Annotated in this window: 7 protein-coding genes and 1 tRNA gene; 5 read left to right on the top strand and 3 right to left on the bottom strand. The window is 68.5% G+C overall.

Annotation, left to right across the window (positions count from 1 at the left end):
* Window positions 1–20: 20 nt before the first annotated feature.
* From J3476_RS14115 to J3476_RS14105, 3 genes are read right to left on the bottom strand one after another with little or no spacing between them, the layout of a single operon-like run.
* Window positions 21–1358, bottom strand: coding sequence for an AarF/ABC1/UbiB kinase family protein (locus tag J3476_RS14115; RefSeq protein WP_207067068.1), 1338 nt, complete (start codon window positions 1356–1358; stop codon window positions 21–23).
* A 42-nt stretch (window positions 1359–1400) separates the two neighbouring features.
* Window positions 1401–2210 carry a cyclodehydratase gene (locus J3476_RS14110; RefSeq protein ID WP_207067067.1) on the bottom strand — a complete coding sequence of 270 codons (810 nt, stop codon included), beginning with the start codon at window positions 2208–2210 and terminating at the stop codon, window positions 1401–1403.
* Between the two features lie 51 nt (window positions 2211–2261).
* The gene (locus J3476_RS14105; protein ID WP_373889065.1) at window positions 2262–3665 is read right to left on the bottom strand and encodes a zinc-dependent metalloprotease; all 1404 of its coding nucleotides are present in this window, start codon (window positions 3663–3665) and stop codon (window positions 2262–2264) included.
* 137 nt (window positions 3666–3802) lie between these two features.
* Between J3476_RS14105 and J3476_RS14100 the strand changes: the two genes are divergently transcribed.
* The 5 genes from J3476_RS14100 (at window position 3803) to J3476_RS14080 (ending at window position 10433) form a co-directional block, all read left to right on the top strand.
* The gene (locus J3476_RS14100; protein ID WP_207067065.1) at window positions 3803–4825 is read left to right on the top strand and encodes a PDZ domain-containing protein; all 1023 of its coding nucleotides are present in this window, start codon (window positions 3803–3805) and stop codon (window positions 4823–4825) included.
* Window positions 4826–4903: 78 nt separating this feature from the next.
* A complete protein-coding gene (locus J3476_RS14095; protein ID WP_207067064.1) occupies window positions 4904–7924 on the top strand; it encodes a UPF0182 family protein in 3021 nt (1006 codons plus the stop codon).
* A gap of 124 nt (window positions 7925–8048) precedes the next feature.
* Entirely contained in the window at window positions 8049–8669 is a 621-nt protein-coding gene (locus J3476_RS14090) for a hypothetical protein (protein ID WP_207067063.1), read from the top strand.
* A 159-nt stretch (window positions 8670–8828) separates the two neighbouring features.
* Window positions 8829–10208, top strand: coding sequence for an FAD-binding oxidoreductase (locus J3476_RS14085; RefSeq protein WP_207067062.1), 1380 nt, complete (start codon window positions 8829–8831; stop codon window positions 10206–10208).
* A gap of 151 nt (window positions 10209–10359) precedes the next feature.
* A tRNA-Met gene (locus J3476_RS14080) sits at window positions 10360–10433 on the top strand.
* Window positions 10434–10456 lie beyond the last annotated feature (23 nt).

The raw sequence follows: 10456 nt of genomic DNA, 5'->3' as shown, positions 1-10456 counted from the left end.
GATCGTCCACCAGTGAGGGTTCAGGCATTGTCGGGGTCGCTGAAGCCTGGCACCATCTCCTCGGCGATCCGGCGCGTCGGCACGTGCGCATCGAGTTGGCAGGAGATCGCGACGATCGACGCGATCACCCGCATCGGGATCGCCAGCTTCGGCGGGATGTCCATCTGACGTGCCGCCTTGATCTGTCCGGCGGCGCGGTCGAGTTCGAGTGTGGTCATCTTCTGCAGCCACGAGCGCTGGTAGTGGAACACCGGAACCTGCAGCGGCTCGACGTACTGCTTGAGCATGTCGTCGATCTCGCGGGTGGAGACCTGCTGGCCCTTCTGGATGAAGCCGGCCTTCTGCATCGTGGGCAGCAGCTTGTCGTAGTTCTTGTCCACCGCGTAGCGCAGGATCTGGCCCAGCTCGACCGGCCAGCCGCCGGGCATCGGGGCCACCGCGCCGAAGTCGATGACGCCCATCTTGTCGTCGGGCAGCAGCATGAAGTTGCCAGGGTGCGCGTCGCCGTGCACCATCTCCAGCCGGCGCGGTGCGTCGTCGCTGAACTCGAACAGCCGCGTCGCCATCAGGTCCCGCTGTTCCTGGGTGCCGTCGCGGATGATGTGCGACAGCGGAATGCCCTCGATCCATTCCTGGATGACGACCTTCGGGGCGCTGGCCACGATGTGCGGCACCACGAAATGCGGATCGCCCTCGTAGGCCTTGGCGAACGCGCGCTGATTGTCGGCCTCGAGCCGGTAGTCCAGTTCCATCTCGGTGCGCTCGATCAGCTCGTCGACGACGCCCTGCACATCGGCGCCCGGCGAGAGCTGCTTGAGCACGCCGACCATGCGATGCATCGTCTTCAGGTCGGCGCGCAGCGCCTCGTCGGCGCCGGGGTACTGGATCTTGACCGCGACCTCGCGGCCGTCGCCCCACACCGCCTTGTGCACCTGGCCGATGCTGGCCGACGCGACCGCCTTGTCGTCGAACGACGCGAAGCGGTCCCGCCATTTGGTGCCCAGCTGTGCGTCGAGGACGCGGTGGACCTTGGCGGCGGGCATCGGCGGTGCCTCCCGCTGCAGCTTCGTCAGCGCCTCGCGGTAGGGCTTGCCGTACTGCTCGGGGATGGCGGCTTCCATGACCGACAGAGCCTGGCCGACCTTCATCGCGCCGCCCTTGAGCTCGCCCAGGACGGTGAACAACTGCTGGGCGGCCTTGTCCATCAGTTCGGCGTTGACCTCGTCCTTCGACTTTCCGGTCAGACGCTTCCCGAAGCCCATGGCGGCCCGCCCGGCCATGCCGACCGGCAGCGAGGCCAGTTTGGCGTTCCGCGCGGCGCGCCCACGCTTGATGTCGCTCACCACACCATCATCCATGACTGCGCTGAATTTCCACCAAGCAGTTGGCAACGTGCGATGTCAGCATGAGCACTCCGGGTGGCGCGCCCACCGACGCGCCGCCAGGACACCGGCGTCGACGTCGAATTCCAGCGTGGTGTTCACCGTCGCCGGCGGCGCGCCGGCTGCGGCGTCGACCCGTAGCACGTGGCGGATCTCACGCAGTGCCAACGCCGCCGTCCCCAGGATCGTCGCCCGGTCGGCCGCCCCCACGGTCCGGCACAGCTGGGTCGCGATCGCCGGCCACGCCGGATCGCGAGCGCTGCGGTGCAGGTCGGCGCAGCGCAGACAGCTCGTCATCCCCGGGATGACCAGCGGCCCCACCAAGCCGGTGCCGTCGCGCACCCGCACCGGCAGGTGGGCCACACCGGCGTCGTGCAGTTCTCGCACCACGCGGGGATCGGCCACCAGGTAGTCGGTGAGCACCGCCAGGTCCGCGGTGGTGGTGCAGGCGTGGGTGCGCATGGTGTGGCTGACCCGGGTGCCGGTGCAGCGCAGCGCCGAGATCAGCAAATCGGCCAAGGGTCCGTCGCCATGCACCCGGACCGCCGTCGAGCGTGGGACCGGCGTGACCGCGGTGACCAGGCCGGCGCCGACCAGGTGGGCCACCAGCCCGGCCACCACCTCGGCATCCGCACCGCCGCCGAGCGCCAGCAGGTCGGACACCGTGGCGGCGCCTTGCAGCGCGCGAAGCAGGTCAGCGACGGCGGCGGCGGACAGACCCGGCGGCGGCTGCACGACCACGGCGCGGCGCGGGTCCCAGCCCACCTGCACCGTGCCGTCGGGACGGGACAGGACGGGGGTGGCCGGGTTCAGCGCGTATCGCGTCACTCCTCGACGCTGTCACGCCCGCCCGGTCGCGAACCGGGTTATCCACAGGGGTCAGTGGTCGCGAGGCTCGTCCGGGTTGTCGGGGCCGCCGGCGTCTTTCTGGATGTCGCGCTCCAGATCCGAGATCGCCTCTTCGAGAGCGCTGTCCATTCCGCTGGTGTCGCCGCCGATCATGCGATCGATGAACCCGGCGGGCTCGTCGAGGTCCGAGGAATCGGGCAGCAGATCCGGGTGTTGCCACACCCCGTCGCGGGCGTCGGAGCCGACCGCCTCGGTCAGCCGCATCCACAGATCGGCCGCCTCGCGCATCTTGCGCGGCCGCAGCTCCAGTCCGACCAGCGTGGCGAACGTCTGCTCGGCCGGGCCGCCGGTGGCGCGCCGCCGGCGCAGCGTCTCGCTCAGCGCCGACGCCCCGGGAATCCGGTCACCCAGCGCCTCGGCCACCACGGTCTGCACCCAGCCCTCGATCAGAGCCAGCAGGGTCTCCAGCCGCTCGAGTGCCGCGGTCTGCTCTGGAGTGGCCTTGGGCTCGAAGATGCCCTGGTTGAGCAGGTTCTCCATCTCCGACGGATCGGACAGCGAGGCCGGGTTGAATCCGCGCGCGAGCTCCTCGATCCCGCTCATGTCGATCTTGGTGCCCCGCGCGAACGCCTCGACGGCGTTGAGCAGCTGCGTCGACAGCCACGGCACGTGGCTGAACAGGCGATGGTGGGCGGCTTCGCGCGCCGCCAGGAAGGTGACGATCTCGCTGCGCGGCTGCTCCAGACCGTCGGCCAGCGCCTCGATGGCCTCGGGCATCAAGGCGGCCACCCCCTTGGGTCCCAGCGGCAGCCCGATGTCGGTGGAGGTCAGCACCTCCTTGGACAGCTTGCCCAACGCCTGGCCGAGCTGCGAGCCGAACGCCATGCCGCCCATCTGCGACATCATCGCCATCAGCGGGCCGGCCATCGCCTTGGCCTCCTCCGGCAACGCCTCGGCCCAGACGGTCGACAGTTGTTCGGCGACCGGGTCGCACAGCCGCTTCCAGGTCTCCAGCGTGTTGTCGATCCAGTCGGTCGCCGTCCACGCCACCGCGCTGGTGGTGCCTGCCGGCAGCGCGGTGGCCCCGTCCAGCCAGGTCTCGGCCAGGCGCACCGCGTCGACGATCGCCGCGGACGTCTTCTCCGGCACCGGGGCGACGAAGCCGATGGAGCTGGACGCCAGCTGGCGGGCCAGGTCGTAGTTGACCGGGCCCGAGGACTTGCCGGTGGCCATCGCGCTGCCCGCGCCGCTGAACATCTCGCCGAGTTTGGAGAACATCTGACCCAGCTGCGACATGTCGAACTGGCCGCCGCCGAGGCCGAACGGGTCACCGCCGGGCCCGGACCCGGACTCCCGGTTGCGTTTGTCGCGGTCGGGGTCGTCGCCGGACGAGAAGCCAAAAGGCAGGTCAGACATGACTCCAACGGTACTCACCAGGCCCGCCGGGCGCGGGCCCGCGGGTCACGCTCTGAGTGAACCGCCGGGTTCGGGGAGGTCGACGGCGTGATCGCCGCCGGTGCGGGGTGTCTCCGAGGCGGGGCCGCACGCGGTGAACCTTTACTGTGGGCGGCGTGAACAGGCGGATTTCGACCCTTGCCGTGGCGCTGGTGCCGATCATGATCTTCGGCGCGCTGCTGTGGCTCGTGACGGTCCCGTACGTCGCGCTGGGGCCCGGCCCGACCTTCAACACCCTCGGCGAGGTCGAGGGCATGGAGGTCGTCGACATCGAGGGGACCGAGGTCCACCCCACCTCGGGGCATCTGAACATGACCACGGTGTCGCAGCGCGATCAGCTCTCGCTGCTGCAGGCGCTGGTGTTCTGGGCGTCCGGACGCGACCAGCTGGTCCCGCGTGACCTCGTCTACCCGCCGAACCGCACCCGGGAAGAGGTCGAAGAAGCCAACACCCGTGACTTCCGCGAGTCCGAGGACAGCGCCGAATATGCCGCGCTGCACTATCTGGACTATCCGATGGCCATCTCCGTCGAGAGCATCGACGAGGAGGGCCCGTCGAAGGGCAAGTTGCAGGCCGGCGATGCCATCGACGCCGTGAACAACACCCCGGTGGCCGACCTGGAGGAATTCCAGGCGCTGATGGCCGACACGAAACCGGGCGAGACGATCGTCGTCGACTATCGCCGCAAGAACGCCCCGGCCGGCACCACGGAGATCACGCTCGGTGAGCACCCCGACGGCGACAAGGGCTTCCTCGGGGTCAACGTGCTCGACGCTCCCTGGGCGCCGTTCACCATCGAGTTCAACCTGGCCAACATTGGCGGTCCGTCGGCCGGGCTGATGTTCAGCCTGGCCGTGGTCGACAAACTGACCACCGGGGACATCAACGGCTCGAAGTTCGTCGCCGGCACCGGAACGATCAGCGGTGACGGCGAGGTCGGCGCGATCGGGGGTATCACCCACAAGATCGTCGCCGCTGAAGATGCCGGTGCCACGGTGTTCCTGGTGCCCGCCGACAACTGCGACGAGGCCAAGACCGCCGATGCCGACGGCATCGACCTGCTCAAGGTGGACACGTTGAAGCGCGCGATAGATTCTTTGCGGGAACTTTCCGCTGGTGGCGAACCTCCTCGCTGCTAGCCGACCGCTCGCGCTGGCATGCGTAGAGTTGGGTCCACCTGAACAACTGCTGGGAATGTTCGAGACTGGAGTGATCGAGTGGGTATGCGGCCCGCGGCGAAAATGCCGAAGCTGACCCGACGGAGTCGGATCTGGATCGCGGTCGCGGTGGCCGCGGTGCTGTTGTTGCTCATCGGTCCACGGTTCGTGGACACCTATGTCGACTGGCTGTGGTTCGGCGAACTGGGCTATCGGTCGGTGTGGACCACTCAGGTGGTGACCCGGTTGGTCATCTTCCTCGTCGTCACGGCGCTGATCGGCGGGGTGGTGTTCGCCGCGCTGGCGCTGGCCTACCGCACCCGGCCGGTGTTCGTGCCGACCGCCGGACCCAACGATCCGGTGGCGCGCTACCGCACCGCGGTGATGTCGCGGCTGCGTCTGGTCGGCATCGGGGTGCCGGTGTTCGTCGGCCTGATGGCCGGCTTCGTCGCGCAGAGCTACTGGGACCGGGTGCAGCTGTTCCTGCACGGCGGCAGCTTCGGGGTGACCGACCCGCAGTTCGGCATCGATCTCGGTTTCTACGCGTTCGACCTGCCGTTCTACCGCCTGGTTTTGTCCTACTTGCTGGTCGCGACGTTCCTGGCGTTCATCGCGAACCTGCTGGGCCACTACCTGTTCGGCGGCATCCGGTTGTCGGGCCGCACCGGTGCGGTCAGCAAGGCCGCCCGCATCCAGTTGATCTCATTGGTCGGCACCTTCGTCCTGCTCAAGGCCGTGGCGTACTGGCTGGACCGCTACGAACTGCTCAGCCACACCCGTGGCGGTAAGCCGTTCACCGGTGCCGGCTACACCGACATCAACGCCGTGCTGCCCGCCAAGCTCATCCTGATGGCGATCGCCATCATCTGCGCGATCGCGGTGTTCTCCGCGATCTTCCTGCGCGACTTGCGGATCCCGGCCATCGGCGTGGTGCTGTTGCTGCTGTCGTCGCTGGTGGTCGGTGCCGGGTGGCCGTTGGTGGTCGAGCAGATCAGCGTCCGGCCCAACGCCGCGCAGAAGGAAAGCGAATACATCGGCCGCAGCATCACCGCGACCAGGCAGGCTTACGGGCTGACCGACGAGCACGTCACCTACCGCGACTACCCGGGGGATGCCCCGGCGTCCGCTCAGCAGGTGGCCGCCGACCGGGCCACCACGTCGAACATCCGTGTGCTCGACCCCAACATCGTCAGCCCGGCGTTCACCCAGTTCCAGCAGGGGAAGAACTTCTACTACTTCCCCGAGCGCCTGAACATGGACCGTTACCGCGACGAGGACGGCAACCTGCGCGACTACGTGGTGGCCGTGCGTGAACTCAACCCCGACCGCCTCATCGACAACCAGCGCGACTGGATCAACCGGCACACCGTCTACACCCACGGCAACGGCTTCATCGCCTCGCCGGCCAACACGGTGCGTGGCGTGGCCAATGATCCCAACCAGAACGGCGGCTATCCGGAGTTCCTGGCCAGCGTGGTGGGTGCTGACGGCGAAGTGATCTCACCCGGGCCGGCGCCGCTGGCCCAGCCCCGGATCTACTACGGGCCGGTCATCTCCAACACCCCGGCCGACTATGCGATCGTCGGTGAGAACGGTGCGCCGCGCGAGTACGACTACGAGACCAACGTGGCGACCCGCAACTACACCTACACCGGCAGCGGCGGGGTGGACATCGGCAACCTGTTCACCCGGAGCCTGTTCGCCGCGAAGTACGCCGAACGGAACTTCCTGTTCTCCGACGTGATCAACGAGAACAGCAAGATCCTGTTCAAGCGCAACCCGGCCGACCGTGTCAAAGCTGTCGCGCCGTGGCTGACGACCGATACCTCGATGTATCCGGCGATCGTCAACGAGCGGGTCGTGTGGATCCTGGACGGCTACACCACCCTGGACAACTATCCGTACTCGGAGTCGGTGTCGTTGTCGTCGGCCACCACCGACTCCAACGAGGTGGCGCTGAACAGGCTCCAGCTCGACAAGCAGGTGTCCTACATCCGTAACTCGGTCAAGGCGACCGTCGACGCCTACGACGGCACCGTCACGCTCTATGCGCAGGACGAGAGCGACCCGGTGCTGCAGGCCTGGATGAAGGTGTTCCCGGACACGGTGCAGCCCAAGAGCGCGATCACCCCGGAGCTGCAGGACCATCTGCGCTACCCGGAGGACCTGTTCAAGGTGCAGCGCGCGCTGCTGGCCAAGTACCACGTCGACGATCCGGTGACGTTCTTCTCGACCTCGGACTTCTGGGACGTGCCGCTGGACCCGAACCCGACGGCCAGCAGCTATCAGCCGCCGTACTACATCGTCGCCAAGAGCCTGGCCGAGGACAACAACGACGCCTCGTTCCAGCTGACCAGCGCCATGAACCGGTTCCGGCGTGACTTCCTGGCGGCCTACATCAGTGCGAGCTCGGACCCCGAAACCTACGGCAAGCTCACGGTTTTGACGGTTCCGGGTCAGGTCAACGGGCCGAAGCTGGCGTTCAACGCGATCAGCACCGACACCACGGTGTCGCAGGAACTCGGTCTGATCGGCCGTGACGGCCAGAACCGGATCCGATGGGGCAACCTGTTGACCCTGCCGATGGCCGAGGGCGGTCTGCTGTATGTGGCGCCGGTGTATGCCTCACCGGGCAGCAGTGACGTCGCCTCGTCGTATCCGCGCCTGATCCGCGTGGCGATGATGTACAACGACCAGATCGGTTTCGGGCCGACGGTGCGCGACGCGCTGATCGACCTGTTCGGCCCGGGGGCTGACAGGACCGCCACGGGACCCGCACCGACCAACGGGCCGGCCGGCGAGCCCGCCGCGTCGCGCACACCGGGCACTGGTTCGGCACCGGAGGCGCCGCAGAACCAGAGTGCGACTCCGCCGGAGGCGACTCCAGAGGCGCCGCCGCCCGCCGCTGCGGTGCCGAGCGGTCCCACCGAGCTGTCGGCGGCGAAAACCGCTGCGCTGCAGGAGGTCAACTCGGCGCTAGAGGCGGTGCAGGATGCACAGCGCAACGGGGACTTCGCCCAGTACGGTGAGGCGCTGCAACGTCTGAACGACGCGATGGACGAGTACCAGTCGGCCGACTGACGCGCCGTATGGTCGGCGCTGCACCACTGCAGCGCCGGCCATTGCTCTGACCCCGGCGGGGGAGGACCATGGGAGCGGTCCGGCAGCGCCGCCGTGACGCTGCCGCCGACCATGGAGGCAGATGATGCATGCACGCAGTTACACCATTCACGCGCGGTCTTCGGCGCTCGACGCCGGAATCGAGTACATCCACGACACGGTGTGGCCTGCCCTGAGCGGGCTCGACGGTTATGTCGGTCTGTCGCTGCTGGTGGACCGCCTCAGTGGGCGCTGTATCGCGACGACGGCGTGGCGCACCGAAGAGGCGATGAACGCCAGCCGCCGGCCCACCCAGGAGCTGCGCGATCGCGTGGCCCACATCCTCGGCGGCAGTCCTACCGTCGACGAATGGGAGATCGCCGCGCTGCACCGGGAGAACCACTCGGGGCCGGGCGCCTGCGTGCGGGTGACATGGGCGCGCGTCGAACCCGAGCTGGCCGAGCGCGCCATCGACGGCTACCGACTGGCCACCATCCCCGCCCTGACGGAGCTGGACGGGTTCTGCAGTGCCAGCCTGCTGGTGGACCGGGACTCGGGCTTCGGGGTCAGCTCAGCGGCGTTCGACAGCCCGGAGGCGCTGCGGTCCAGCCGCATCGCGTCGGACGCGATCAAGTTGGCGACTGTCCGTGACACCGGTGCCGAGGTCATCGACGAGTGCGAATTCGACCTGGTGCTGGCACACCTGCGAGTCCCCGAGATGGCCTAGTCGCGAATCCGGCGCGTCAGGGGACTCCCGACGTCGTATTGCGCGCCGAATTCGCAGGTCGAGGGCTTGGAGTGCGCTTGGTTTCGGCGCGCCAAGTGTCTTCCAAGTCGGGTCGGCGATGCTTCTCTCCACACACACCTTGTTGAGGAGAGGACCTCGATGACCGTACCGACCGACCTGAGTCGCGCCGACACGCTGCGCACACTGCGCGAGCAGGTCAACACGCATGTGGCACTGCCAGGTGAACCCGGCTACGAACGGTGCATGCCGTGGAATGTGGCCGCGGCGGTCACGCCGGCGGCGGTGGTGCTGGCGACCACGCCCGAGGACGTGGCGGGCACCGTCCGCTTCGCCGCCGAACACGGCTTCACCGTGACGGTGCAGTCCACCGGTCATGGCGCCGTCGGCGTCGGCGACGAGACCATCCTGGTGCAGACGTCGGCGATGAAGCACTGCGAGATCGACGTCCTCAACCGCACCGCCCGGGTGGGTGCGGGGGCGCGGTGGCAGGACGTCATCGCCGCGGCGGCGCCGCACGGTCTCGCGCCGCTGTGTGGTTCGTCGCCGAGCGTGGGCGTGGTCGGTTTCCTGACCGGCTGCGGCATCGGGCCGCTGGTCCGCACGGTGGGTCTGTCGTCGGACCACGTGGTGGCCTTCGATGTGGTGACCGGCTCGGGGCATTTGGTGCGCGCGACCCCGCAGGAGAACGCCGACCTGTTCTGGGGTCTGCGCGGGGGCAAGGCCACCCTCGGCATCGTCACCGCCGTCGAGATCGAGTTGCCCTATATCCCCGAGTTCTACGGCGGGGCCGTGTATTTCGATGGTTCCGACGCCGCCGCGGTGCTGCACGCGTGGCGCAGCTGGAGCGTCGGCCTGCCGGAGACGGTCAACACGTCGATCGCCATCCAGCAGCTGCCGCCGCTGCCCGGGGTGTCCGAGCCGCTGGCCGGGAGGATGACCGTGGCCGTGCGCTACACCGCCGTCGGTGATTTCGCCGAGGCCGAGCGTCTGTTGGCGCCGATGCGGGCCGTCGCGACGCCGCTGTTGGACAGCGTCGCGGTGTTGCCCTACGCAGCGATCGGTGCGGTGCATGCCGACCCCGTCGACCCGATGCCGGTCATCGAGGACCAGGCGTTGCTCTCGGATCTGCCGGTTGCGGCCGTCGATGCGCTCCTGGCCGTCGCCGGGCCCGGGTCGGGTTCACCGCAGGTGATCGTCGAATTGCGCATGCTGGGTGGGGCATTCGCGCGTCCGGCGGCGCACCGCAGCGCGTTCTGCCATCGCAACGCCGCGTACGCGTTGACGGTGATCGGCGCCCCGATGCCCGACACCGCGACGATGGTGGCCGAGCACGCCGCAGCCGTGGCGGCGGCGGTGGCGCCGTGGTCGACAGGCGGGCAGATGCCCAATTTCGCCCCGTCCTACGACCCGGCCCGTCCGTCGCGGGTCTACAACGACGACACCCGGCACTGGCTGGCCGCGCTGGCCGACCGCTACGACCCGGCCCGGGTGCTGGCCACCGGCCAGGTGGTGCGCTGAGATCTGGCTCACCATCTCGGCGAGCGTGCGGTTCTGGGGCGGGCAGGCTGTCGGAAAACCCGTCGTCAGCGCACGCCGCCGCGGCCGGCGAACCGTTGAGCAGGCGATTTGGAGGGCTGCCGGGCCCACCGGTAACCTAGCGTTCACCCGACGCGGGGTGGAGCAGCTCGGTAGCTCGCTGGGCTCATAACCCAGAGGTCGCAGGTTCGAATCCTGTCCCCGCTACTATGTGATGTCGCAAGACATCG

The sequence above is a fragment of the Mycobacterium sp. PO1 genome (assembly GCF_017312405.1).
Lineage (GTDB): Bacteria > Actinomycetota > Actinomycetes > Mycobacteriales > Mycobacteriaceae > Mycobacterium.
This window is presented reverse-complemented; position numbering and strand designations above follow the sequence as displayed.